The 24,707-nt window shown below is 60.4% G+C and carries 20 protein-coding genes; 11 read left to right on the top strand and 9 right to left on the bottom strand.

Annotation, left to right across the window (positions count from 1 at the left end):
• Positions 1–63: 63 nt before the first annotated feature.
• The 6 genes from ACYZUM_RS23600 to ACYZUM_RS23625 all read right to left on the bottom strand — a co-directional run bounded on the left by ACYZUM_RS23600 (position 64) and on the right by ACYZUM_RS23625 (position 8,067).
• Positions 64–888, bottom strand: coding sequence for an ABC transporter permease (locus ACYZUM_RS23600; protein ID WP_041070101.1), 825 nt, complete (start codon positions 886–888; stop codon positions 64–66).
• A gap of 12 nt (positions 889–900) precedes the next feature.
• Positions 901–2,148, bottom strand: coding sequence for an ABC transporter permease (locus ACYZUM_RS23605; RefSeq protein ID WP_041070099.1), 1,248 nt, complete (start codon positions 2,146–2,148; stop codon positions 901–903).
• A gap of 258 nt (positions 2,149–2,406) precedes the next feature.
• Positions 2,407–3,450 (bottom strand): ABC transporter substrate-binding protein, encoded by a 1,044-nt coding sequence (locus ACYZUM_RS23610; RefSeq protein WP_041070096.1) that lies wholly within the window; start codon positions 3,448–3,450, stop codon positions 2,407–2,409.
• 49 nt (positions 3,451–3,499) lie between these two features.
• Positions 3,500–4,624: an ABC transporter ATP-binding protein gene (locus ACYZUM_RS23615; RefSeq protein WP_007966453.1), complete on the bottom strand. Its 1,125-nt coding sequence runs from the start codon at positions 4,622–4,624 to the stop codon at positions 3,500–3,502.
• 331 nt (positions 4,625–4,955) lie between these two features.
• Positions 4,956–5,585 (bottom strand): response regulator, encoded by a 630-nt coding sequence (locus ACYZUM_RS23620; RefSeq protein WP_003228820.1) that lies wholly within the window; start codon positions 5,583–5,585, stop codon positions 4,956–4,958.
• A gap of 85 nt (positions 5,586–5,670) precedes the next feature.
• Entirely contained in the window at positions 5,671–8,067 is a 2,397-nt protein-coding gene (locus ACYZUM_RS23625) for a PAS domain-containing sensor histidine kinase (protein ID WP_108183977.1), read from the bottom strand.
• Between the two features lie 74 nt (positions 8,068–8,141).
• On the opposite strand from ACYZUM_RS23625, the gene ACYZUM_RS23630 reads away from it, so the two are divergent.
• Positions 8,142–9,131 carry an alpha/beta hydrolase family protein gene (locus tag ACYZUM_RS23630; protein ID WP_041070089.1) on the top strand — a complete coding sequence of 330 codons (990 nt, stop codon included), beginning with the start codon at positions 8,142–8,144 and terminating at the stop codon, positions 9,129–9,131.
• A 101-nt stretch (positions 9,132–9,232) separates the two neighbouring features.
• On the opposite strand, the gene ACYZUM_RS23635 is transcribed toward ACYZUM_RS23630, so the two are convergent.
• The 3 genes from ACYZUM_RS23635 to ACYZUM_RS23645 are packed head-to-tail and all read right to left on the bottom strand — an operon-like array spanning position 9,233 to position 11,689.
• Positions 9,233–10,000, bottom strand: a complete 768-nt coding sequence (locus ACYZUM_RS23635; RefSeq protein WP_108183978.1) for a TerB family tellurite resistance protein — start codon at positions 9,998–10,000, stop codon at positions 9,233–9,235.
• Position 10,001: 1 nt separating this feature from the next.
• Positions 10,002–10,673, bottom strand: coding sequence for an N-acetylmuramate alpha-1-phosphate uridylyltransferase MurU (murU, locus tag ACYZUM_RS23640; RefSeq protein WP_108183979.1), 672 nt, complete (start codon positions 10,671–10,673; stop codon positions 10,002–10,004).
• Positions 10,670–11,689 carry an aminoglycoside phosphotransferase family protein gene (locus ACYZUM_RS23645; RefSeq protein ID WP_108183980.1) on the bottom strand — a complete coding sequence of 340 codons (1,020 nt, stop codon included), beginning with the start codon at positions 11,687–11,689 and terminating at the stop codon, positions 10,670–10,672. The genes murU and ACYZUM_RS23645 overlap by 4 nt, the downstream gene beginning before the upstream one ends.
• A gap of 130 nt (positions 11,690–11,819) precedes the next feature.
• On the opposite strand from ACYZUM_RS23645, the gene ACYZUM_RS23650 reads away from it, so the two are divergent.
• The 10 genes from ACYZUM_RS23650 (at position 11,820) to ACYZUM_RS23695 (ending at position 24,705) form a co-directional block, all read left to right on the top strand.
• Positions 11,820–14,615 (top strand): LPS-assembly protein LptD, encoded by a 2,796-nt coding sequence (locus ACYZUM_RS23650; RefSeq protein WP_108183981.1) that lies wholly within the window; start codon positions 11,820–11,822, stop codon positions 14,613–14,615.
• On the top strand, positions 14,596–15,912 hold the full coding sequence (surA, locus tag ACYZUM_RS23655) for a peptidylprolyl isomerase SurA (protein ID WP_108183982.1): 1,317 nt from the start codon (positions 14,596–14,598) through the stop codon (positions 15,910–15,912). The genes ACYZUM_RS23650 and surA overlap by 20 nt, the downstream gene beginning before the upstream one ends.
• A complete protein-coding gene (gene pdxA / locus ACYZUM_RS23660) occupies positions 15,909–16,898 on the top strand; it encodes a 4-hydroxythreonine-4-phosphate dehydrogenase PdxA (protein WP_108183983.1) in 990 nt (329 codons plus the stop codon). The genes surA and pdxA overlap by 4 nt, the downstream gene beginning before the upstream one ends.
• Entirely contained in the window at positions 16,895–17,713 is an 819-nt protein-coding gene (gene rsmA, locus ACYZUM_RS23665; RefSeq protein WP_108183984.1) for a 16S rRNA (adenine(1518)-N(6)/adenine(1519)-N(6))-dimethyltransferase RsmA, read from the top strand. Before pdxA ends, rsmA begins: the two co-directional genes overlap by 4 nt.
• 114 nt (positions 17,714–17,827) lie before the next feature.
• On the top strand, positions 17,828–18,208 hold the full coding sequence (gene apaG, locus ACYZUM_RS23670; protein ID WP_108183985.1) for a Co2+/Mg2+ efflux protein ApaG: 381 nt from the start codon (positions 17,828–17,830) through the stop codon (positions 18,206–18,208).
• Positions 18,208–19,089, top strand: coding sequence for a symmetrical bis(5'-nucleosyl)-tetraphosphatase (locus ACYZUM_RS23675; protein ID WP_108183986.1), 882 nt, complete (start codon positions 18,208–18,210; stop codon positions 19,087–19,089). The genes apaG and ACYZUM_RS23675 overlap by 1 nt, the downstream gene beginning before the upstream one ends.
• Before the next feature lie 33 nt (positions 19,090–19,122).
• Positions 19,123–19,452, top strand: a complete 330-nt coding sequence (gene glpE / locus ACYZUM_RS23680) for a thiosulfate sulfurtransferase GlpE (RefSeq protein WP_041070058.1) — start codon at positions 19,123–19,125, stop codon at positions 19,450–19,452.
• Between the two features lie 294 nt (positions 19,453–19,746).
• Positions 19,747–21,669, top strand: a complete 1,923-nt coding sequence (locus ACYZUM_RS23685; protein ID WP_003228848.1) for a PrkA family serine protein kinase — start codon at positions 19,747–19,749, stop codon at positions 21,667–21,669.
• 205 nt (positions 21,670–21,874) lie between these two features.
• Complete coding sequence (locus ACYZUM_RS23690) at positions 21,875–23,146, top strand: YeaH/YhbH family protein (protein ID WP_041070055.1); 1,272 nt, start codon at positions 21,875–21,877, stop codon at positions 23,144–23,146.
• Positions 23,143–24,705 (top strand): SpoVR family protein, encoded by a 1,563-nt coding sequence (locus ACYZUM_RS23695; protein ID WP_041070053.1) that lies wholly within the window; start codon positions 23,143–23,145, stop codon positions 24,703–24,705. Before ACYZUM_RS23690 ends, ACYZUM_RS23695 begins: the two co-directional genes overlap by 4 nt.
• The last annotated feature ends 2 nt before the right edge of the window (positions 24,706–24,707 follow it).

Raw genomic sequence — 24,707 nt, forward strand, 5'->3', positions numbered from 1 at the left:
TTTGATCTTAAAAAGCCAGATCAAAAGATCGCAGCCTTCGGCAGCTCCTACAGGGGATCAGCGTCAGACCTGGGCGGTACGCAGTTTCTCGCTACGGCCACGCAACCATTCAAGGGTCAGTAACAGGATGACGGAGAAGGCGATCAGCAGTGTTGCCGCCGCCGCAATCGTCGGGCTGAGGTTCTCGCGAATCCCGCTGAACATCTGCCGGGGCAGCGTCGCTTGCTCGGGGCCGGCGAGGAACAGCGTCACCACCACTTCATCGAACGACGTGGCGAAGGCGAACAGCGCCCCGGAAATCACCCCCGGTGCGATCAGCGGCAGAGTCACCCGACGGAACGTGGTCAGCGGCGATGCGCCGAGGCTGGCCGCCGCCCGTACCAGATTGTGGTTGAACCCTTGCAGCGTTGCCGACACAGTGATGATCACGAACGGTACACCCAGCACCGCGTGCACCACGATCAGCGAGAAGAAGCTGTTACCCAGCCCCAGCGGCGCGAAGAACAGGTAACTCGCCACACCAATGATCACCACCGGCACCACCATCGGCGAAATCACCAGCGCCATCACCAGCGCCTTGCCGGGGAAATCGCCGCGGGTCAGGCCAATCGCGGCCAGTGTGCCGAAAACCATCGCCAGCACGGTCGCAGCGGGAGCGACGATGATGCTGTTCTTCAACGAACGCATCCATTCCGCCGAGGCGAAGAAGTCCTGATACCAGTGCAGCGAGAAACCTTGCAGCGGATACACCAGGAAACTGCCCGAGTTGAACGACAGCGGCACGATCACCAGCACCGGCAGGATCAGGAACAGCAGGATCAGGCCGCAGAGGATCCGCAAGCTGTAGAACCACACCCGTTCAATGGGCGACATGTAAGGACTCAGCATTTCAAATTCCCCTTAGCTCAGGCGCAGGCGACTGGCGCCCACCAGCCAGCTGTAGATCAGATAAAGCACCACGGTCGCCAGCAGCAACAAGCCGCCCAGCGCAGTGGCCATGCCCCAGTTGATGCTGGTGTTGGTGTAGAACGCGACGAAGTAGCTGACCATCTGATCGTTCGGACTGCCGAGCAGCGCCGGGGTGATGTAGTAGCCGATGGCGAGGATGAACACCAACAGGCAACCGGCGCCGACACCGGCATAGGTCTGCGGGAAATATACCCGCCAGAAACTGGCGAACGGGTGGCAGCCCAGCGAAATCGCAGCACGCATGTAGGTTGGCGAGATGCCTTTCATCACGCTGTAGATCGGCAGGATCATGAACGGCAGCAGAATGTGCACCATCGAGATGTAGACCCCGGTGCGGTTGAACACCAGCTCCAGCGGTTTATCGATGATGCCCATGGCCATCAGCGCGCTGTTGATCAGCCCGCCCGACTGCAGCAACACGATCCACGCCGCGACCCGCACCAGAATCGAGGTCCAGAACGGCAGCAACACCAGAATCATCAGCAGGTTGCTCTGCCGCGATGGCAAATTGGCCAACAGGTAAGCCAGTGGATAAGCGAGGAACAGGCAGATCACGGTGATGATCAGGCCCATCCAGAACGTGCGGGCGAAGATGTCGAGGTAGATCGCCTGATCCGGGGTGGCCGGCGCCAGTTCGCCGAGATCATCGATACGGTGATCGACCGCCGCCAGCAGGTAATACGGGGTGATGCTGCTGGTGTTGCGCTTGACCGCTTGCCAGTAGGCCGGATCGCCCCAGCGCTCGTCGAGCGCTTCGAGGGCTTCTTTATAGGAGGCCGGTTCGCTGGCGAAAGGCAGCGCCCGGGCGGTTTTGGTCAGCAGGCTGCGATAGCCGGCCAACTCCATGTTCAAGCGTTTGGACAGATCGCCCAAGGTCTGGTTTTTGCGGGCTTCGGCGAGGTCTTCGCCAGCCGCTTTGTACACTGGCTCAGCAGGCAGGCCGCGGCCGTCCCAACTGGCGATGGCCGCCACGGTGCGCGGCATGCCGCCGACCACTTCCGGGTTGCCGACGCTTTTATAGAGCAGCGCCACGATCGGCACCAGGAACACCAGCAACAGAAACAGCACCAGCGGCGCAATCAACGCCTGGGCCTTCCAGCGGTTGACCCGCTCGGCGTGCTTGAGCTTCTGCTTCAAGGTGGGGCTGGCGCCCTCGTTCAGGGGAACGGCGATGGCCATGACGTACTCCGCAAATCTTTGATCGTTACAGAGGTGGCGAACCACCTCTGTTGTGTTGAAACACCAAAACTCTCAGATGAGTTTTTGTGGCGAGGGGATTCATCCCCGATCGGCTGCGCAGCAGTCGTAAAACCTGAGAATCCGGTTTATCTGACACACCGAGCGGGTATGGCTTCGGGGGCTGCTTCGCAACCCATCGGGGATGAATCCCCTCACCACACAAGCTCCTTCGCCACAAAGTCTTCCTTCAGATTGTGGTTACTTCGCAGCCCAGGAGTTGAAGCGCTGCTCCAGTTGCTCGCCGTTGTCAGCCCAGAAGCTGACGTCGATCTGCACCTGGTTGGCGATGTTTTCCGGAGTGGTCGGCATGTCTTTCAGCACGTCCTTGCTCAGCAGTGGGACTGCCTGAGTGTTGGCCGGGCCGTAAGCGATGTTTTCCGAGTAGGTCTTTTGCTGTTGCGGCTGGACCGAATAGGCGATGAATTTCTTCGCTGCATCGGCGCGGGTCTTGTCCAGACCTTTCGGGATCGCCCAGGCGTCGAAGTCGTAGATGCCGCCGTTCCACACCACTTTCAGGTTGGATTCTTTCTGCACGGCGGCGATGCGACCGTTGTAGGCCGAGCTCATCACCACGTCACCGGAAGCGAGGTACTGCGGCGGCTGGGCGCCGGCTTCCCACCACTGAATATTCGGTTTCAGCTCATCCAGTTTCTTGAACGCACGATCCTGACCACCCTTGCTCGCCAGTTCTTTGTAGACGTCTTTCGGCGCCACACCGTCGGCCATCAGCGCGAATTCCAGGGTGTACTTGGCGCCTTTGCGCAGGCCGCGTTTGCCCGGGAATTTCTTGGTGTCCCAGAAATCGGCCCAGCTGGTTGGCGCGGTTTTCAGCTTGTCAGCGTTGTACGCGAGCACGGTCGACCAGACGAAGAAGCCCACGCCGCAAGGCTGAATCGCGCCTTTGACGTAATCTTCGGTTTTGCCGAACAGCGCCGGGTCGAGTTGTTCGAACATGTCTTCGTCGCAACCACGGGACAGCTCCGGCGATTCAACTTCCACCAGATCCCACGACACACTCTTGGTATCGACCATGGCTTTGACCTTGGCCATTTCGCCGTTGTACTCGCCGGCCACGATCTTGCCGTTGCCCGCTGCTTCCCACGGTGCGTAGAAGGCTTTGACTTGCGCCGCCTTGTTCGCCCCGCCAAACGACACCACAGTCAAATCGGGACCGGCGGCCATTGCGCTGGCCGCACCCATCAGGCCCAGGGTCAGGGCGGTGAACTTCAGGGATCTCAACATTTATTGTTCTCTCCACGTGCAGGGTTGGTGTTGGTATTGCGGGGGCGTTTTAGTGCGCCTCTAGAAGTGGGTCGAGCGCGCGAACGTGCTCGACCTGCCAGCCAAGCGGTACCACGTCCCCGACCGCGAGCGCGGGATCGAGCTCGGCAATCGGCTGTTTCACGAAGAAGTCGGTCTTGCCGCAGACTTCCAGGCGCACCCGGACGTGGTCGCCCAGATAGATGAATTCCGCCACCCTCCCTGAGAAGCGGTTGACGCATTGGTCGCTCGAGCCGTTAAGGCTGACGCGTTCCGGGCGGATCGACAGGGTCACCGGTTCGCCGGTCTGGCCGACGTTGACCGCCAACGCCTCAACCTTCTCACCACGGCCCAGTTCGACCACGCAACGCTCGCCGCTCTGGCTGAGCAGACGGCCGTTGAGGCGGTTGTTCTCGCCGATGAAGTTGGCGACGAAGGTGTTTTTCGGTTCTTCGTAGAGGGTGCGTGGCGGCGCGATCTGCTGGATTTCGCCCTGATGGAACACGGCGACGCGGTCGGACATGGTCAGCGCTTCACCCTGGTCGTGGGTCACGTAGACCACCGTCACGCCGAGGCGCTGGTGCAGGTGCTTGATCTCCATCTGCATGTGTTCGCGCAATTGCTTGTCGAGCGCGCCCAGCGGTTCGTCCATCAGCACCAGTTGCGGTTCGAACACCAGCGCCCGGGCCAGCGCTACCCGCTGCTGCTGACCGCCGGAGAGTTGCGCCGGATAACGTGAGGCGAACGCGTCGAGCTGGACCATGCTCAGGACTTTCTTGACCTTGTCGCTGACATCGCTCTTGTTCAGGCCGCGCACGGTCAGCGGGAACGCCAGGTTCTCGGCCACAGTCATGTGCGGGAACAGCGCGTAGTTCTGGAACACCATGCCGATGTCGCGTTTGTGCGGCGGCACGTTGTTGATGGCACGGCCGGCCAGGAGGATTTCGCCGGCGGTCGGCGTTTCGAACCCGGCGAGCATCATCAGGCTGGTGGTCTTGCCCGAGCCGGACGGCCCGAGCAGGGTCAGGAACTCGCCTTTGCGAATGTCCAGGTTGAGGTCTTTGACGATCAGGTTCTCGCCGTCGTAGCTCTTTTGCACTCCACGAAAGCTGACCAGCACGTCACTGGCCCCTGCGTTTGAATCGACCTGGCTCATACCCACACCTTTGTTATTGGTAACTGCTGTGGATTAAGCCTAGTGGCTGGCGCCAGCCGCGCAAATCGGGGCGCAGGAGAGAATCGCCTCAGCCGGATGGAAGGTTGGGGGTAGGGATTGCCCTACACGGATGGCGCGTTTTGGCAAGCGAGCGACGAGCGCCAAGCTGCGAGCCGCAAGAACAAGCAAAAGCGGTTGTCGCTGATGGATATGCCCACACGGTTCCAACTGTAGGAGCTGCCGAAGGCTGCGATCTTTTGATCTTGATCTTATGAAAACAAGATCAAAAGATCGCAGCCTTCGGCAGCTCCTACACACGGGATCCATGTGCTTAGAGGAGTTTGTGTTCCATCGCGTATTTGACCAGTTCGGCCAGCGAGGTGATGTTGAGTTTCTGCATCAGCCGCGCCTTGTGCGTGCTGATGGTCTTGCTGCTCAGCGCCAGTTGCTGGGCGATGTCGTTGACGTTGGCGCCTTGGGCCAGGCGTTCGAACACCGAGAATTCGCGCTCGGACAGCAGCGAATGCAACGGTCGCGTGTCGGTCAGGCCGACCTCGAAGACCATCCGGTCGGCCAGCTCCGGGTCAATGTAGCGCCCACCCGCCGCGACCTTGCGAATCGCCGTCAGCAGCAACGCCGGATCACTGTCTTTGGTCGCATAGCCAGCAGCGCCGACCTTCAGTGCGCGGGCGGCCATTTGCGCTTCATCGTGCATCGACAACACCAGAATCGCCGGTGGATTGTTCAACGCGCGAATCCGCGGGATCGCCTCCAGGCCGTTGACGCCAGGCATCGAGATGTCCAGCAGCACCACCTCGCACGGCACACTGCGCAGGGTTTCGAGCAACTGCTCGCCATTGCTCGCCTCCCCCACCACTTGCAGGTCCTTGGCCAGGCCGATCAATTGCTTGATGCCTTCCCGGACGATGGTGTGGTCTTCGGCTACCAGTACACGGATCAAATTTTCTCTCCAGATTTCAGGTACACACCAAACCCTGTGGGAGCGAGCCTGCTCGCGATAGCGTCAGCTCAAACACCACAAACCTTCAAACCTCACTCACCGGCACCCACACCTTCAGACTGGTGCCCTCACCCGGCTCACTCTCAAGCACCAGCCGCCCGCCCATGATCAACACCCGCTCGCGCATGCCGACCAGGCCAAAGGATGTCGGCCGCTGCGCCGTCGCGACAAAGCCTGCGCCATCGTCGCTGACCGTCAGACACAACTCGTCGCCTTTCAGCGCCAGCGTCAGCTCCACAGTATGCGCTTGGGCGTGGCGCATCACATTGGTCAGCGCTTCCTGCAGGATGCGGAACAGCCCGATCGCCTTGGCGTCGCTGAGCACCGGCAGATTGTCCGGCACCTGCACCAGACATGGAATCTGCGTGCGCGCCTCGAATCGCCGCGCCTGCCATTCGATCGCCGAAGCAATCCCGGCATCGAGGATCGGCGGGCGCAGCGCCGTCGCCACATCGCGCACCAGCTGGAACAACTGGGCGATCAGGCGTTTCATGCTGTTCAACCGTTCGTGCAGGCCCGGATCGAGTTGCGCGTAGGCCAGCTCGCACATCGAGGTTTCCAGTTTCAGCACAGTGAGCATCTGCCCCAGCTCATCGTGCACTTCGCGGGCAATGCGCGCCTTCTCTTCTTCGCGCACGCTTTCCAGGTGCGCCGACAGCTCACGCAGCTGCTCGCGGGACGCCGCCAGTTCCAGTTCGATGCGCTTGCTTTCGCTGATGTCCCAGACGATGCCATCCCAGACATAGGCGCCATCTTCCAGCTGGCGGGTGATTGCCTTGATCTCGGCCCAGCGCTGTTCACCCTGACGGGTGAGGATGCGGCCCTGCCACGACCAGTCACTGTCGGTGTCCAGTGCCTGATCCTGGGTCTGGTGGTAACTGGCCTTGTCGTCCGGGTGCACCAGGCTGCGCAAGCCCATGTCGCGGTGCGCAATGGCGGCCGGCGCGTAGCCGACCAGAGTCTCGCTGCCCTCGCTGATGTAGGCGAAATCGATCTGCCCGGTCACTGGCGCCCGCTCCAGGCGAAACACCAGCCCCGGTACGTTGGCGGCGATGCCTTGCAGGCGCGCTTCACTTTCCTGTAACGCGGCCAGCGCGCGGCGACGCTCGGTGACGTCGGTGAGATAAACCACCAGATACTCGCTGTCGCGAAAGCGCAGAAAACTCAGCGAAACGTCCGCCGGCAGCACGCTGCCATCAGCGCGCACGCAGCTGGTTTCAAAGCTCAGCGGTCCTTCTTCACTGGCCCGCGCGCGTTTCCACAGGTTGAGCCAGCGGTCCATGTGCAGACCGGGTTCGAAATCGATCAGCGGCCGTTCGATCAACGCGTCCTGTGGATAACCGAGCATGCTTTCCGCCGCGCGGTTGGCGTAACGCACATGGCTGTCCCAGTTGACCCAAAGAATGCCGACAGTACTTTGATCGATGGAAAACTGGGTCAGGCGCAAGGCTTCTTCGCTGGCCGCGCGCAGGGCGATGTCTTCCCGGGCGGCCAGCAGGCGGTGTTCGAGACTGTGTTGCTGGCGTCGTTGCCAGACCACAATGGCCACACAACTGAGCAACAACACCGCAAACAGCAAACTGAGGTTCTGCCAGAACCCCGGCGACTCCGACAGACGCGGGTATTTGGGTTGCAGCCATTGCGTGTGCAGGCGTTCCAGATCCTTCGCAGGAATCGCCCGCAGAGCACTTTCAACAATGCCGGCCAACGCCGGCCAGTCGCGCCGTGTGGCAATCCGCAACAGCTGCGGCAAGCCGATATCGCCGACCACCACCAACCCGGCGAACTCAGGTTCGGCAGACAACCGTCCGAGTTGCGCTTCATCCACCACGGCGTAGGACGCCTGCTGGGTCAACAGCAGTTGTAGCGCCTGACGCTCCAGCGGCACGCCTTGCAGATTCAGATGGGGATAGGTGCTGCGCAAATAGTCTGCCGTCACGCTGGGCATGCGCACGGCGACGCGCGACAGGCTGTCGAGTTTTTCCAGCTCGACCACGCCGCCGCTCTTCTGGTCGCTGACCACCAGTTGCGGCACCCGCATGTAGGGATCGGAAAACTGCCACAGACGCAGTGCACCCGGGGTCTGGGTCAGGCCCGGGGCGATGTCGATTTCGCCGTCGCGGGCGGCCTCCTCCAGTTGCGCCAGATCCTGAAAATTGCGCCAGCTCAACTCGACGTTCAAGGTCTTGGCCAGTGACTTCATCAATTCGACATTGGCCCCGGACAAGCGCTGCAGACGTCGGTCGTATTGCGCGTACGGCGCCTGCAGCACCAGGCCCACACGCAACTCACGGTGCTGCGCCAGCCATTGCTGCTCGGCGGGCGTCAACAGCGCTGCATGCGCCGCCGGCGCAGACGCCGCCCAGCCCATCAAGGGAAAACACAACCCGCCGATAACCCACAGGCAGCAAAAACGCATCATTGAAGTCTCGTACACTGACAAATTCTGACCAACCCATTAGGCTGCCGGGATACTTTTCTGGCCTGGAATAACCGATGCCCTCTGTCTATCGCCTGGCAATGCCAGCATTGTGCCTGTCGCTGATCCTGCCTTGTGCGTTTTCCGTCGAAGCCGCCGATCCGGCGCCCGCCTCCTCCGTCGAGCAACCGGCCGCCGAAAAACCCGCCGAACGCCAGCCACTGCTTGAGCGTAGTCAGGAAGAAGCCGCAGCACTCGAACGCAAAGTCCCGGCACAAGAACAGCAGCAACTGCAGGCCGGCGCCGACACTTTCCTCGCCCTGTGGAAACCGGCCAACACTGCCGAACCCAAAGGTGCAGTGATTATTGTCCCTGGCGCCGGCGAAACCGCTGACTGGCCGCAAGTGATCGGCCCGCTGCGCAACAAATTGCCCGATGTCGAGTGGAGCAGCCTGAGTATCACCCTGCCGGATCTGCAAAGCGATGTCATCGCTCCACGCGTGATTGCGCCCGCCGCCGCGCCGAAAGCCGCGGAAAGTGGCAGCAAGGATGCCACCACCGCGCAACCGATCGAACAGGCCGCGGGCGGCGAAGCGGACGTGGCGGATCAGGTCGTGGCCGAAACGACTGAAGAACAATCCAAGGCCGATGCCGAGCGAATCTTTGCGCGGATCGACGCGGCCATTGCCTACGCCGAGCAACAAAGCGCACGCCGGGTCGTGGTCCTCGGTCACGGCACAGGTGCCTACTGGGCCGCACGCTTCCTCAGCGAGCGGCAGACTGCTCAAGTCGAGAAACTACTGATGGTCGATGCGCAAACGCCGAGCAAGGCCAAGCCACAATTGGCCGAGCTGACGCCGACCCTGAAGTTGCCGACGGCGGATATTTTCTACATGGACAAGGCGCTGGATCGCAACGCGGCACTGGAGCGCATGCAGGCCAGCAAGCGCCTGAAGACTTCGGCGTTCAGCCAGGTGGCGCTCAAGGCGTTGCCGGACAAAAAGGCTGAGCAGGAACAGCTGTTTCGGCGGGTGCGTGGCTGGTTGAACCCGCAAAAGACTGACTGATAGAAACAAAAGCAAAAGATCGCAGCCTGCGGCAGCTCCTACCTCGGAATGCCTTTCCTGTAGGAGCTGCCGCAGGCTGCGATCTTTTGCTCTTTTGATCGCTAGCGAAAATCCCGCCGCGCCCGAATCAGGGTAAACGCGTTGTGCAGCTCACGGGTTTTCTCGGTCGCATCGCGCACCTGCTCAGGCGTCGCACCGCTGCCAGCGATCTTGTCCGGGTGATGACGACTGAGCAGACGTCGGTAGGCGCGCTTGATCTGTGCCGGCTCGCTGGTCGCCGACACGCCGAGCAGGCGCATCGCTTCCTGATAACTCACCGCCGCACTGACAATCGGCCGTTTATTCGGCTCGTAATCATTGGCCAGCGCCTGGATCTGGTGCGTCGTCCAACCCAGCCACTTGCCCCACTGCGCCAACAATTCACGCTCACTGACGCCCGCGCGACCGTCGGCCCAGACCATCCGCCAGCAGGCGCGCAACACGCCTTCGGCGGCATGCGGCTGAGCACTCAGGCGCCGCAGATAACCGCGCAGGCGATCACCGCCGGACTTACCACGATTGAACGCCGCAATCGCCCGCCGCCGCGCCGGCTCGCTCATTTCCAGCGCGTTCATTTCATTGCGCGCCTGCTGGATATGGCCGTCCGTCACCCGTCCGTCACTCTTGGCCAGACGCCCGAGCAACACGAACAACAATTCGTCGTTGCGCAACATCGGCCGTCCGCCGAGCTTTTCCCGCAGATGCCCCCAGCTCTGCAAGTGCAGGCGCCGATCCAGCGCCTGCCCCAACAATGCCCCAAGCATGGCCCCCGGAATGCTGGCGATCGCAAAACCCGCTCCGGCTCCAATCAGAGTCCCTGGCCACAACATATCAACGACTCGCTTCTATCAATGCTTCGGCTTCGGCCAGACGCTCATGCGTGCCGACATCCACCCAATGCCCTTTCAGACGTTCACCGCTGACCTGCCCGTCTGCCATGGCTTTGCGAAGCAACGGTGCAAGCTTGAATGCGCCGTCCGCGCAACCATCGAACAACTGCGGATGCAGGACGGCGATGCCGCTGTAGGTCAGGGTCGCCGCGTTCGGTTGGCCATCGATCACCTGACCGTTGGTCAAGGTGAAATCGCCTTGCGGGTGGTGGGCCGGGTTGTCCGCCAGCACCAGATGCGCCAGACCGTTGATCGGTTGGTGCAGTACGCTGAAGTCGTAGTCGGTCCAGATATCGCCGTTGACCACCAAAAAGGCGTCGTCACCGAGCAACGGCAAAGCACGGAAAATCCCGCCGCCGGTTTCCAGCGGCTCGCCTTCCGGCGAGTACTGGATGCTCACGCCAAACTGCGAACCGTCGCCCAGGTAATCCTCGATCTGCTGACCGAGCCAGGCATGGTTGATCACGATTTCACTGAAACCAGCCGCCGCCAGTGCGCGCAGATGGTATTCGATCAATGGCACGCCGCCGGCACGCACCAGCGGTTTCGGGGTGCTCAGGGTCAGCGGGCGCATGCGCTCGCCCTTGCCTGCCGCCAGAATCATCGCCTTCATGCGGCCACTCCGCCACGCAGACTGGCGAGCAATGCCTGCAGATCCGCCAGTTCAGGACGACGTGCAATCACCGCTTCTATATAGGCGAAGAAACGCGGCACATCGGCCAGGTAGCGCGGCTTGCCATCGCGATGGCAGATGCGGGCGAAGATGCCGATGACTTTCAGGTGGCGTTGTACGCCCATCAGGTCGCTGGCACGCAGGAAGTCTTCGAAGTCGGCCTGCACCGGGATGTCCAGCGCCGAGGCTTGCTGCCAGTAACTTTCCAGCCAGCCACGCACGCGCTCTTCAGGCCAACTGAGGAAGGCGTCCTTGAACAGGCAGGTGATGTCGTAGGTGACCGGGCCGTAGACCGCATCCTGAAAGTCCAGCACGCCGGGATTCGGCTCGCTGAGCATCAGGTTGCGCGGCATGTAGTCGCGGTGCACCAGGACTTTCGGCTGGGCCAGTGCGCTGTCGATCAGCAGTTCGCTGATGGACTGCCATTGTTGCTGCTGTGCCGCGTCGAACTCGATGCCGAGCTCGCGTTTCACGTACCACTCGGGGAACAATTCCAGCTCACGGCGCAGCAGCGCGACGTCGTAGCTCGGCAGCGGTGCAACCATCGGCAGTTGCTGAAAAGCCAACAGTGCCTGCAAGGCATCGCTGAACAAAGCATCGGCATTTTCGCCGTCGATTACGTCGAGATAGGTCTTGTTGCCCAGGTCATTGAGCAAAAGAAATCCGCGTTCGAGGTCTTCTGCATAAATTTTCGGCACGTTAATTCCGGATTTCGCCAGCAAAAAGGCGATATCCACGAACGGTTTGCAGTTTTCCTGGGGCGGTGGCGCGTCCATCACGACGAAACTGCGGCCCGCGCCTTCCCAACGGAAATACCGGCGGAAACTCGCGTCGCTGCTGGCCGCGGTCAACGTGGCCGGGGGCACGGCGCCCCAGCCCTGATCTGCAAACAGGATTGCCAACTGCTCATCGAGCCAAACTTTCAGGTGTTGCAAGCGTACATCTTGGTCAGGCATTGCAAGGGTCTCCGACGGCGCTAGCCGTCAAGCGGGTCATGCTTTATTATCCAGCATCTTTTTCAGACCATCGAGAGGCGTGCGGCCCACACCGCGGGCAGATGGCACGCAGGAAGCCCGGACTAATAAGATGGCATTGAAATCCCCCGCGTTTCGTAAAAAATTTCCGTTGTTGGTAACCGGCAGTCTGCTGGCTATGCAACCTCTGGCCAGTCAATTCGTTGTTGCCGCCGAGCAGTATGACTGCGCCGTCTCGGCAACGGGTGGCTGGGCCTGTGCGCCCAAGACGCCGGCAGCGGCATTGCCGCCGCGTCCGGTGCATGACGGCAGCGCTGTCAGCGCCACCGGCGAAGCCCCGGCCCAGAACGGTTCGACTGCCGACAGCGGCGCCAAGCCTGTGCTGGTCACCGAAGCCAAGGGCCGCGGCCTGAAATCCCGTAGCGAAGACTACAGTCACCTCGACTGGGTTCCGCGCGAGAAGCTCACCGCCGCCCAATTGGCCGAGACCGGTCCTTACTGCTCTGGTTCCTATATCGAACCGATTCGTCCTGGCATGAATGACAAGACGAATAAAAGTGACGCACCGACCTTTATCGGCGCCAAGGCCTCGCGCTACAACACCGAAGATCAGGTGGGTACGCTGGCCGGCGACGTGGTCCTGCGTCAGGGCAGCATGCAGGTCGAGTCCGACGAGGCCAGCCTGTATCAGGCCGAGAGCCGTGCCGAACTCAATGGCGACGTGCGCATTCGCGACAACGGTGCACTGATCGTCGGCGACCACGCCGATGTGCAGCTCGACACCGGTGAAGCCAAGGTCGACAACGCCGAATACGTGATGCACAAATCGCGCATCCGCGGTAACGCGCTATACGCCAAGCGTGCCGAGAACGCGATCATCCGCTTGAAGGACGGCACGTACACCACGTGCGAACCGAACAGCAACGCCTGGCAGCTCAAGGGCAACAACATCACCCTGAACCCTGCCACCGGCTTCGGTACCGCGACCAACGTGACACTGCGGGTCAAGGACATTCCGATCCTGTACACGCCGTACATCTACTTCCCGATCGACGACCGTCGCCAATCGGGTTTCCTGCCGCCGACCATCGGCACCGGCAGCGATACCGGCTTCATGCTGGTCACCCCGTACTACTTCAACCTGGCACCGAACTACGACGCCACGTTGTACCCGCGTTACATGAGCAAGCGCGGCATGCTGGTCGAAGGCGAGTTCCGTTACCTGACCAAGTCCAGCGAAGGCCAGTTCGGTGCGGCGTATCTGAACGACGAAGATACCGATCGCAGCAAACAGACCGATTACGAAAAAAATCGCTACATGTACAACTGGCAGCACAAGGGCGGTCTCGACTCCCGTGTGATGACTCAGGTTGACTACACCAAGATCAGCGACCCGTACTACTTCCAGGACCTGACCACCGATCAGATCGGTGTGAAGAGCGCTGACTTCGTGAACCAGCAGGGTTCGGTGACCTATCGTGGCGACTCGTATACCGCCATGTTGAACGCTCAGCAGTACCAACTCGCGACCGTTTCGAACATCACGCCTTACGGTCGTCTGCCACAGATCACCTTCAACGGTCAGCTGCCGTATCACCCGGAAGGTTTGAACTTCGATTACGAGACCGAGCTTGTGCGGTTTGATCGTGATCTGAAAACGGGCCAGTTCTCTGATGAAAACGGCAATCTGTCGGATCGACTCGACACAAACGTTTCCGGGTTGGCCCGCGCCAATGGCACACGCTTGAACCTGAAGCCAGGTGTCAGTCTGCCAATGAACTGGACCTATGGTTTCCTGAAGCCATCGCTCAAGTATCAATACACTCAGTACGATCTCGATCTTGATGGCCAGGGCAAAAATGATCTGGTGACAAACCGTAACGACGCCTCCGCTCTCGGCGAATCGTTCAGCAGTTCGCAGAACCGCGGTGTACCGATCGCGAGCATCGACAGTGGCTTGTACTTCGACCGCAATACGTCGTTCTTCGGCAAAAATTATCGCCAAACGCTGGAACCTCGCCTGTTCTACCTCTATGTACCTGAGAAAGACCAGAAGGACATTCCAGTATTCGACACCAGCGAATACACCTTCAACTACGCGTCGCTGTTCCGCGACAACCGCTTCTCCGGTTCCGACCGTGTCGGTGACGAGAACAAACTTTCGCTGGGTGTAACCAGCCGCTGGATCGAAGACGATGGATTCGAGCGTCAACGTATCAGCGTCGGTCAGGCTTACTACTTCAAGGATCGTGAAGTCCAACTGCCAGGCATTGTGTTCAAGGATCGCAAGGATGCCCAGTCCGACGTATCGCCATACGCGCTGGAATACGAATACCGCTGGAACCGCGACTGGCGCACCACGGCCGATTACAACTGGGACCCGGACAGCCGCAGCCCACGCTCCGGCAGCGCGATGTTCCACTACCAGCCTGAAGACAACCCGAACAAGGTGGTCAACGTCGGTTATCGCTATCGTAACGACCAGATCCGTTACGACCAGACCACGGGTAAATGGCAGACGGGTGGCGACTACGGCACTCCGGGCCAGGCTGGCTACGTGAAGGACTACTACAAGATCCAGCAGCATGACTTCTCGGTCATCTGGCCGATCGTTCCACAATGGAGCGCGATCAGCCGCTGGCAGTACGACTACAACCGCAACCGTACGCTGGAAGCCTTTGGTGGTTTCGAGTACGACAACTGCTGCTGGAAACTGCGCCTGATCAACCGTTACTGGGTTTCCTACGACGAATTCAGTCAGGAAGCTCCGCAAAACGAAAAAGGCGACCACGGCGTCTTCCTCCAAATTGTTCTGAAGGGACTCGGCGGCCTGACTGGCGCCAAGGTAGAGAGCTTCCTCGACAAAGGCATCCAAGGTTATCGTCAACGTGAAGACCAAGCTTTCTGATTCTCTGCGCCCGCTGTTGCTGGGCGCGCTGTTCCTGGGTACTGCGGCCAACGCCGCAGTACAGTCCATCGATAAAGTGGTTGCGATCGTTGATAACGACGTGGTCATGCAGAGCCAGCTGGACCAGCGTGTCCATGAAGTTCAGCAGACCATCGCCAAGCGTGGCGGCGGCATGCCGCCTCCGGGCGTGCTGGATCAGCAGGTGCTCGAGCGCCTGATCGTCGAAAACCTGCAACTGCAGATCGGCGAGCGTTCCGGCATCCGCATTACCGACGAAGAGCTGAACCAGGCAGTCGGCACCATCGCCCAGCGCAACAACATGACCGTGGATCAATTCCGCGCCGCCCTGGCTCACGACGGTTTGTCCTATGACGACGCCCGTGACCAGATCAAGCGCGAGATGATCATCAGCCGTGTGCGTCAGCGCCGCGTGGCAGAACGCATTCAGGTCTCCGAGCAGGAAGTGAAGAACTTCCTCGCTTCCGACCTGGGCAAAATGCAACTGTCCGAAGAACTGCACCTGGCCAACATCCTGATCCCGACGCCGGAAAGCGCCAGTTCTGAAGCGATTCAGAGCGCTTACCGTCAGGCGATGGACGTTTACCAGCAACTCAAGCAAGGCGCTGACTTCGGTCAGATGGCCGTGGCCAAATCCGGCAGCGACAACGCGCTGGAAGGCGGCGACATGGGCTGGCGTAAAGCCGCGCAACTGCCACCGCCGTTCGACCGCGAGTTGAGCAGCATGGCGGTGGGCGACATCACTCAGCCTGCCCGCACGCCGAGTGGTTTCATCATTCTCAAGCTGCTGGCCAAACGGGGTGGCGAAACCCAGATGCGTGATGAGGTGCATGTGCGCCACATTCTGGTCAAGCCAAGCCCGATCCGCGACGAAGCCAAGACCAAAGCCCTGGTGCAATCGCTGTACGAGCGCATCCTCGCCGGTGAAGACTTCGCTGAACTGGCGAAGAACTACTCCGAAGACCCGGGCTCGGCGCTCAACGGCGGCGACCTGAACTGGATTGACCCGAACGCACTGGTACCGGAATTCCGCGAAGTGATGGCCAAGACCCCACAGGGTCAGCTGTCCAAGCCGTTCCAGACCCAGTACGGCTGGCACGTGCTGGAAGTCCTTGGCCGCCGCGCCACCGACAGCACCGAATCGGCACGCGAGCAACAGGCAATGAATGTTCTGCGTAACAAAAAATACGATGAAGAGCTGCAAAACTGGCTGCGTCAGATTCGTGAAGAAGCCTACGTAGAAATCAAACTCCCTGGTGCAGACCAGGCAGCGCAGTGAAACCCAAGCGTTTCGCGCTGACACCCGGCGAACCAGCCGGCATCGGTCCCGACCTGTGCCTGCTGCTCGCCTCGCAAGCCCAGCCACATCCCCTGATTGCCATCACCAGCCGCGACCTGCTCACCGAGCGGGCAGCGCAGTTGGGGCTGGCCGTCACTTTGCTTGAGGTTGCGCCTGACAACTGGCCGGCTGTTCCAGCCCCCGCTGGTAGCCTGTATGTCTGGGACACTCCACTCAGCACTCCCGTGTTCGCTGGACAACTGAACAAGGCTAACGCCGCCTTCGTCCTCGAAACCCTGACCCGTGCCGGCAACGGTTGCCTGAACGGCGACTTCGCCGGAATGATCACCGCTCCGGTACACAAGGGCGTGATCAACGAATCCGGTATCCCGTTCTCCGGACACACGGAATTCCTGGCCGACCTGACCCACACCGCCCAAGTGGTGATGATGCTCGCTACTCGCGGTTTGCGCGTGGCCCTGGTGACCACTCACCTGCCCCTGCGCGAGATTGCCGATGCAATCACCCCGGAGCGGCTGGAGCGGGTCACGCGAATTCTGCACGCCGACCTGCAAGACAAATTCGGCATCGCCCGGCCACGCATTCTGGTCTGCGGACTCAACCCGCACGCCGGTGAAGGCGGACACCTGGGCCATGAAGAAATCGACATCATCGAACCGACATTGGAGCGCCTGCGCGGCGAGGGCATGGACCTCCGTGGCCCGCTGCCTGCCGACACTCTGTTTACCCCCAAATATCTGGAGCACTGCGACGCAGTGCTGGCGATGTACCACGACCAGGGCCTGCCCGTGCTGAAGTACAAAGGCTTCGGCGCGGCGGTCAACGTGACCCTCGGCCTGCCGATCATCCGCACGTCGGTCGACCACGGCACTGCCCTGGATCTGGCCGGCAGCGGCAAGATCGACACCGGCAGCCTGCAGGTCGCCCTGGAAACCGCCTACCAGATGGCCGAGACCCGTTTATGACCGAGCAATACCAACACAAGGCGCGCAAACGCTTTGGCCAGAACTTCCTGCACGATGCCGGCGTCATCGACCGCATCCTGCGCTCCATCAGCGCCAAGCCTGACGACCGCATGCTGGAAATCGGCCCGGGCCAGGGCGCACTGACCGCCGGCATCCTCAACTCCGGCGCGCAACTCGACGTGGTGGAACTGGACAAGGACCTGATCCCGATTCTCAACCAGCAGTTCGCCGGCAAGAGCAACTTCAACCTGCATCAGGGCGATGCGCTGAAGTTCGACTTCAACAGCCTCAACGCCGCGCCGAACAGTCTGCGTGTGGTGGGCAACCTGCCTTACAACATTTCCACGCCGCTGATTTTCCATCTGCTGAACAACGCCGGCATCATTCGCGACATGCACTTCATGCTGCAGAAGGAAGTGGTCGAGCGTCTGGCCGCAGGCCCGGGCGGCGGCGACTGGGGTCGTCTGTCGATCATGGTTCAGTACCACTGCCGCGTGGAACACCTGTTCAACGTCGGCCCGGGCGCGTTCAATCCGCCGCCGAAGGTCGACTCGGCCATCGTCCGTCTGGTGCCGCACGCGGTGCTGCCGCACCCGGCCAAGGATCATCGCCTGCTGGAGCGCGTCGTTCGCGAAGCCTTCAACCAGCGTCGCAAGACCCTGCGCAACACCCTCAAGCAATTGATGACCGCCGCCGAGATCGAAGCCGCCGGCGTCGATGGCAGCCTGCGTCCCGAACAACTGGACCTGGCCGCATTCGTGCGCCTGGCCGACAAGCTCGCCGAGCAGGTTGCTGCCGCCCCCGCCGCCGACTGACCGGCGATGAACGCTATCGGGCAGGACGCCACTCTGGTTTACTGCCCGATACTTGCCTAGACTGATTCCCCATCAGCTACGCCTCGCGTTCCGCTTTGCTTAAGGCCCTTTTGCATGTCCGATCCTCGTTATCAGGTCGATGTCAGTGTCGTTACCCGCTACCTGGCAGACCAATCGCAACCCGAGCACCACCGCTTCGCCTTCGCCTACACCATCACCGTGCAGAACAATGGCGAGCGCCCTGCCCAGCTGATGTCACGACATTGGGTGATTACCGACGGTGACGGGCATGTCGAAGAGGTTCGCGGCGCCGGCGTTGTCGGCCAGCAACCGCTGATCGAGGTCGGCAAAAGCCACACCTACAGCAGCGGCACAGTGATGACCACCAAGGTCGGCACCATGCAGGGCACCTACGAAATGGTCGCCGACGATGGCAAGCATTTCGACGCGATCATCAAGCCTTTCCGCCTCGCCGTGCCTGGAGCCCTGCACTGATGACGACGTACGCCGTCGGCGACCTGCAAGGCTGCCTTGCACCGCTCAAATGCCTGCTCAAGCAAGTCGCGTTCGACCCCGGGCTTGATCGGCTGTGGCTGGTCGGCGATCTGGTCAACCGTGGTCCTCAATCGCTGGAAACCCTGCGGTTTCTCTACGGCATGCGCGACTCACTGGTTTGCGTACTCGGCAACCACGATCTGCATCTGCTCGCCGCCGCCAACAATATCGAGCGCCTGAAGAAATCCGACACCCTGCGCGAGATTCTCGAAGCCCCCGATGCGGCTGACCTGCTCGAATGGCTGCGCCAACAGAAACTCATGCACTACGACGAACAACGCGAAGTCGCCATGGTGCACGCGGGCATCCCCCCGCAGTGGTCGTTGCGCAAGGCCTTGAAGTACGCCGCCGAAGCCGAAGCCGCGCTGCGTGACGACAACCTGTTTCCGTTGTACCTCGATGGCATGTACGGCAACGAGCCGGCGAAGTGGGACAGTGATCTCACCGGCGTGACCCGTTTGCGCGTGATCACCAACTATTTCACCCGCATGCGCTTCTGCACCGCCGACGGCAAGCTCGATCTTAAAAGCAAGGAAGGCCTGGATACTGCCCCGCCCGGCTACAAGCCATGGTTCCAGCACAAGGAGCGTAAAACCCGTGGCCTGCGGATCATTTTCGGCCACTGGGCCGCACTGGAAGGCGATGTCCGCGAACCGGGCGTCTCGGCACTGGACACCGGTTGTGTCTGGGGCGGCAGCCTGACCCTGATGAACGTCGACAGCGGCGAGCGCGTGTCGTGCAAATGCGATGAGCACGGCGGGCTTGCCCCGACCGTCGCCCCACTTATCCCCGAAACGTCGCCAGTCAGCGTCCCGCGTTAGACTGCGCATTCTGCCGAGCTACAGGAACCCGCCATGAGCGAATTCAAACGAATCCCCCCGGAACAGGCCCAGGCCCTGCGTGAACAAGGCGCAGTGGTGGTCGACATCCGCGACCCGCAAACCTATGCCGCGCTGCACATCGCCGGCTCGACCCATCTGGATAACCACTCGATCTCGGAATTCATCCGTAACGCCGATCTCGACGCACCGTTGGTGGTGGTCTGTTATCACGGCAACTCCAGCCAGAACGCTGCGGCTTACCTGATCAGCCAGGGCTTCTCCGACGTCTACAGCATGGACGGCGGCTTCGAGCTGTGGCGTACGACTTATCCTGCGGAAACCGCGCAAGGCGGCGCCGAATAATTTTTTTGTCACGCGCAGGCCCCGGCTCACGCGGGCCTGCGCGTGACAGACGAACGGTCTGCCACAACTAATTACGTATCTCGCCTTTACCTCTCGAATTCCCAACTATCCTTAAGCGCAGGCCATCCAAAACAGGGGAGAGCCGGTACACCGGCGCACGGGTCATCGGGAGTGACTTTCAAGGTTGTCGACCGCGAAAGTGTTCTGGGGGGTAAACAAGCGGCCACCACGGCTGCTTGCCAGCATCGACTGAGTGATCCGGCGTCGGCTCCACGTATCGAGCGAGGTGACGTCATGAGTATCTTTAGCCACTTCCAACAACGCTTCGAGTCCACACGCCAGGAAGAACTCTCGCTGCAGGAGTACCTGGAGCTGTGCAAAAAGGATCGCAGCGCTTACGTTTCCGCCGCCGAGCGTCTACTGATGGCTATTGGCGAACCCGAGCTGCTCGATACGTCGACCAACTCGCGGCTGTCGCGGATCTTCTCCAACAAGGTGATTCGTCGCTATCCGGCCTTTGAAGACTTCCACGGGATGGAAGAATGCATCGACCAGATCGTCTCGTATTTCCGCCATGCCGCCCAAGGCCTGGAAGAGAAGAAACAGATTCTCTACCTGCTCGGCCCCGTCGGTGGCGGTAAATCGTCCCTGGCCGAGAAGCTGAAACAGCTGATGGAAAAAGTGCCCTTCTACGCGATCAAGGGCTCGCCGGTATTCGAATCGCCTCTGGGTCTGTTCAACGCCACCGAAGATGGCGCGATCCTCGAGGAAGACTTCGGCATCCCACGGCGCTACCTGAACACCATCATGTCGCCATGGGCGACCAAACGCCTGGCTGAATTTGGCGGCGACATCAGCCAGTTCCGCGTGGTCAAGCTGTACCCGTCGATCCTCAATCAGATCGCCGTGGCCAAGACCGAACCGGGCGACGAGAACAACCAGGACATCTCCGCGCTGGTGGGCAAGGTCGACATCCGCAAACTCGAGGAATACCCACAGAACGACGCCGACGCCTACAGCTACTCCGGCGCGCTGTGCCGGGCCAACCAGGGCCTGATGGAATTCGTCGAAATGTTCAAGGCACCGATCAAGGTGCTGCACCCATTGCTGACCGCCACCCAGGAAGGCAACTACAACAGTACCGAAGGCCTCGGTGCGATTCCGTTCACCGGGATCCTGCTCGCCCACTCCAACGAATCGGAATGGCACACCTTCCGCAACAACAAGAACAACGAAGCCTTCATCGACCGGATCTATATCGTCAAAGTGCCGTACTGCCTGCGGGTCAGTGACGAAGTGAAGATCTACGACAAGTTGCTGTTCAACAGTTCGCTGGCCAAGGCTCACTGCGCGCCGGACACCCTGAAGATGCTGGCGCAGTTCACTGTGCTGTCGCGCCTCAAGGAGCCGGAAAACTCCAACATCTATTCGAAGATGCGCGTCTACGACGGGGAAAACCTCAAGGACACCGATCCGAAGGCCAAGTCGATCCAGGAATACCGCGATTCGGCGGGCGTCGACGAAGGCATGAACGGTCTGTCGACCCGCTTTGCCTTCAAGATCCTGTCCAAAGTGTTCAACTTCGATCCGCATGAAATCGCCGCCAACCCGGTGCACCTGTTGTATGTGCTGGAGCAGCAGATCGAACAGGAACAGTTCCAGGCTGAAACCCGCGAACGCTACCTGCGCTACCTCAAGGAGTACCTGGCGCCGCGTTATATCGAATTCATCGGCAAGGAGATCCAGACCGCTTACCTGGAGTCTTACAGCGAGTACGGGCAAAACATCTTCGACCGCTACGTGCTGTATGCGGACTTCTGGATTCAGGATCAGGAATACCGCGATCCGGAAACCGGCGAGATTCTCAACCGCGTCGCCCTGAACGAAGAACTGGAGAAAATCGAGAAACCGGCCGGCATCAGCAATCCGAAGGATTTCCGCAACGAGATCGTCAACTTCGTGTTGCGCGCCCGAGCCAACAACAACGGCAAAAACCCGACCTGGCTCAGCTACGAAAAACTGCGGGTGGTCATCGAGAAGAAAATGTTCTCCAACACCGAAGACCTGCTGCCAGTCATCAGCTTCAATGCCAAGGCCAGCAAAGAGGATCAACAGAAACACAACGACTTCGTTACTCGAATGGTCGAACGCGGCTACACCGACAAACAGGTACGACTGCTGTCCGAGTGGTACCTGCGGGTCAGAAAGTCACAGTAAACCGCGGCCGGTCAGACCGGTTGTCGTCAGCCCGAGGCCTGTGCCCGCATTTTCTGCTACACAGGCCTCTGGAAGGTGTTCGCAAGTCGGTAGCGAGGTATAGGCAGCATCCAGAGCGCTTGGGGGAGCGTGTACGTCCCTTGGCATTCGGCTCAATGCTGCATGACCGCTCCCGCCTTTGCAGGACAGCTTCTAAGGAGCAGTCATGAGTTATGTGATCGACCGACGTCTCAATGGCAAGAACAAGAGCACGGTGAACCGCCAGCGCTTCCTGCGGCGTTACCGTGATCACATCAAGAAGGCTGTCGAAGAGGCGGTCAGCCGGCGTTCCATCACTGACATGGAACACGGTGAGCAGATCAGCATTCCCGGTCGCGACATCGACGAACCGGTGCTTCACCACGGTCGCGGCGGCAAACAGACCGTGGTTCACCCCGGCAACAAGGAATTCACTGCCGGCGAACACATCGCCCGGCCACCGGGAGGTGGCGGCGGACGCGGTCCCGGCAAGGCTGGCAATTCCGGCGAGGGCATGGACGAATTCGTTTTCCAGATCACTCAGGAAGAATTCCTCGAATTCATGTTCGAAGACCTCGAACTGCCGAATCTGGTGAAACGCAATCTCAGCGGGACTGACACGTTCAAGACCGTGCGCGCCGGGATCAGCAACGAGGGCAACCCGTCGCGGATCAACATCATCCGCACCCTGCGTTCGGCCCACGCCCGGCGCATTGCGCTGTCCGGCAGCAGCCGCGCCAAGCTGCGCGAGGCCAAAGAGGAACTGGCGCGATTAAAGCGCGAAGAGCCGGACAACTTCGGCGATATTCAGGAACTCGAAGCCGAAATAGAGAAACTCAGTGCGCGCATCCACCGTGTGCCGTTTCTCGATACGTTCGACCTCAAATACAATCTGCTGGTCAAGCAGCCCAACCCCAGCTCCAAAGCGGTGATGTTCTGCCTGATGGACGTTTCCGGTTCGATGACCCAGGCCACCAAGGACATCGCCAAACGCTTTTTCATCCTGCTGTACCTGTTCCTCAAACGTAACTACGACAAGATCGACGTGGTGTTCATTCGCCACCACACCAGCGCCCGGGAAGTGGACGAGGAAGAGTTCTTTTACTCGCGGGAAACCGGCGGCACCATCGTCTCCAGCGCCCTGAAACTGATGCAGGAGATCATGGCCGAGCGTTATCCGAGCAACGAGTGGAACATCTACGCAGCGCAGGCTTCCGACGGCGACAACTGGAACGACGACTCACCGATCTGCCGCGACATCCTGATCAACCAGATCATGCCGTTTGTGCAGTACTACACTTATGTGGAGATCACCCCACGCGAACACCAGGCCCTCTGGTACGAATACGAACGCATCGCCGAAGCCTTTTCCGACACGTTTGCCCAGCAGCAGCTGGTCTCGGCCGGGGATATTTATCCGGTCTTCCGTGAACTCTTCCAGCGCAGGTTAGTGACATGACCGCCAAAGAGCAGAAGCGCCAACCCATTTCCACCGGCTCCGAATGGACGTTCGAGCTGATTCAGGCCTACGACCGCGAGATCGCCCGGATTGCGGCCCGGTATGCTCTGGATACTTACCCCAACCAGATCGAAGTGATCACCGCCGAGCAGATGATGGACGCCTATGCCTCGGTTGGCATGCCACTGGGCTATCACCACTGGTCCTACGGCAAACACTTCCTCAGCACCGAGAAATCCTACAGCCGCGGGCAAATGGGTCTGGCTTACGAGATCGTGATCAATTCCGACCCGTGCATCGCCTATCTGATGGAGGAAAACACCATCTGCATGCAGGCCCTGGTTGTGGCGCACGCGTGCTATGGCCACAACAGCTTCTTCAAGGGCAACTATCTGTTCCGCACCTGGACCGACGCCAGCTCGATCATCGATTACCTGGTGTTCGCCAAGCAGTACATCATGCAGTGCGAGGAGCGCCACGGTATCGATGCGGTGGAGGACCTGCTCGACTCCTGCCATGCGCTGATGAACTATGGCGTCGACCGCTACAAACGTCCTTATCCGATTTCTGCTGAAGAGGAACGTCGGCGGCAGAAGGACCGCGAAGAGCACCTGCAGAAGCAGATCAACGATCTGTGGCGCACCATTCCCAAAGGCGCAGACAAATACAGCGACAAGGACAACGCCCGCTTCCCGGCCGAGCCGCAGGAAAACATCCTGTATTTCATCGAGAAGCACGCGCCGTTGCTGGAGCCGTGGCAACGGGAGATCGTGCGCATCGTGCGCAAGATCGCCCAGTATTTTTATCCACAGCGTCAGACGCAGGTGATGAACGAAGGCTGGGCCACGTTCTGGCACTACACGCTGATGAACGATCTGTATGACGAAGGCCTGGTAACCGACGGCTTCATGATGGAATTCCTTACCTCGCACACCAGCGTGGTGTTCCAGCCAGGTTTCGACAGCCCGTATTACAGCGGAATCAACCCCTACGCACTGGGCTTTGCGATGTATCGCGACATTCGCCGCATGTGCGAAAACCCTACCGAGGAAGACCGGCGCTGGTTCCCGGACATTGCCGGTTCCGACTGGCTCTCGACCATCAAGTTCGCCATGAGCAGCTTCAAGGACGAAAGCTTCATCCTGCAGTACTTGTCACCCAAGGTCATCCGCGACCTCAAGCTGTTCAGCATCCTCGATGACGACCAGAAGGACGATTTGCTGGTGCCGGCGATCCACGACGAAACCGGTTACCGGATCATCCGTGAAACCCTGGCTGCGCAGTACAACCTCGGCAACCGTGAGCCGAACGTGCAGATCTACAGCATCGACCGACGCGGCGACCGCTCGCTGACCTTGCGTCACCAGCAACACGACCGTAAACCGCTGGGCGACTCCACCGATGAGGTACTCAAGCATCTGCACCGGCTGTGGGGCTTCGACATTCATCTGGAAACCCTGCAGGGCGACCAGATCATGAAAACCCATCACGTGCCGCCCCGCAGTGAACACAGCGAGGGTGATTACGGCCGGCTCGACCTGGCCGTGATTCATCTCTAGTT

The sequence above is a fragment of the Pseudomonas sp. m6p genome, from assembly GCF_055760375.1.

Coding starts and splice junctions, on each gene's coding strand:
- ACYZUM_RS23600 (WP_041070101.1), bottom strand. CDS start 888: ATGCTGAGTCCTTACATGTCGCCCATTGAACGGGTGTGGTTCTACAGC.
- ACYZUM_RS23605 (WP_041070099.1), bottom strand. CDS start 2,148: ATGGCCATCGCCGTTCCCCTGAACGAGGGCGCCAGCCCCACCTTGAAG.
- ACYZUM_RS23610 (WP_041070096.1), bottom strand. CDS start 3,450: ATGTTGAGATCCCTGAAGTTCACCGCCCTGACCCTGGGCCTGATGGGT.
- ACYZUM_RS23615 (WP_007966453.1), bottom strand. CDS start 4,624: ATGAGCCAGGTCGATTCAAACGCAGGGGCCAGTGACGTGCTGGTCAGC.
- ACYZUM_RS23625 (WP_108183977.1), bottom strand. CDS start 8,067: ATGATGCGTTTTTGCTGCCTGTGGGTTATCGGCGGGTTGTGTTTTCCC.
- ACYZUM_RS23630 (WP_041070089.1), top strand. CDS start 8,142: ATGCCCTCTGTCTATCGCCTGGCAATGCCAGCATTGTGCCTGTCGCTG.
- ACYZUM_RS23635 (WP_108183978.1), bottom strand. CDS start 10,000: ATGTTGTGGCCAGGGACTCTGATTGGAGCCGGAGCGGGTTTTGCGATC.
- murU (WP_108183979.1), bottom strand. CDS start 10,673: ATGAAGGCGATGATTCTGGCGGCAGGCAAGGGCGAGCGCATGCGCCCG.
- ACYZUM_RS23645 (WP_108183980.1), bottom strand. CDS start 11,689: ATGCCTGACCAAGATGTACGCTTGCAACACCTGAAAGTTTGGCTCGAT.
- ACYZUM_RS23650 (WP_108183981.1), top strand. CDS start 11,820: ATGGCATTGAAATCCCCCGCGTTTCGTAAAAAATTTCCGTTGTTGGTA.
- rsmA (WP_108183984.1), top strand. CDS start 16,895: ATGACCGAGCAATACCAACACAAGGCGCGCAAACGCTTTGGCCAGAAC.
- apaG (WP_108183985.1), top strand. CDS start 17,828: ATGTCCGATCCTCGTTATCAGGTCGATGTCAGTGTCGTTACCCGCTAC.
- ACYZUM_RS23675 (WP_108183986.1), top strand. CDS start 18,208: ATGACGACGTACGCCGTCGGCGACCTGCAAGGCTGCCTTGCACCGCTC.
- glpE (WP_041070058.1), top strand. CDS start 19,123: ATGAGCGAATTCAAACGAATCCCCCCGGAACAGGCCCAGGCCCTGCGT.
- ACYZUM_RS23685 (WP_003228848.1), top strand. CDS start 19,747: ATGAGTATCTTTAGCCACTTCCAACAACGCTTCGAGTCCACACGCCAG.
- ACYZUM_RS23690 (WP_041070055.1), top strand. CDS start 21,875: ATGAGTTATGTGATCGACCGACGTCTCAATGGCAAGAACAAGAGCACG.
- ACYZUM_RS23695 (WP_041070053.1), top strand. CDS start 23,143: ATGACCGCCAAAGAGCAGAAGCGCCAACCCATTTCCACCGGCTCCGAA.